Raw genomic sequence first — 303 nt, 5'->3', positions numbered from 1 at the left:
CTCCGTTACTTTTTAGGAGGCAACCGCCCCAGTTAAACTACCCATCAGGCACTGTCCCTGACCCGGATCACGGGCCGAAGTTAGACATCCAGAGCGACCAGAGTGGTATTTCAACAACGACTCCACACGAACTAGCGTCCATGCTTCACAGTCTCCCACCTATCCTACACAAGCCACACCGAACACCAATACCAAACTATAGTAAAGGTCACGGGGTCTCGTCGTCCTGCTGCGCGAAACGAGCATCTTTACTCGTACTGCAATTTCGCCGAGTTCATGGTTGAGACAGTAGGGAAGTCGTTA

At 51.8% G+C, this 303-nt stretch carries 1 rRNA gene; it reads right to left on the bottom strand.

Annotated elements, in window-relative coordinates:
- Positions 1-303: ribosomal RNA gene (locus L7A20_RS11880) — 23S ribosomal RNA — on the bottom strand; the annotation flags it as partial.

It is taken from the genome of Rothia nasimurium, from assembly GCF_928381415.1.
Lineage (GTDB): Bacteria > Actinomycetota > Actinomycetes > Actinomycetales > Micrococcaceae > Rothia > Rothia nasimurium_H.
The sequence above is the reverse complement of the archived record's forward strand: the minus strand, read 5'-3'. Positions and strand labels throughout refer to the sequence as shown.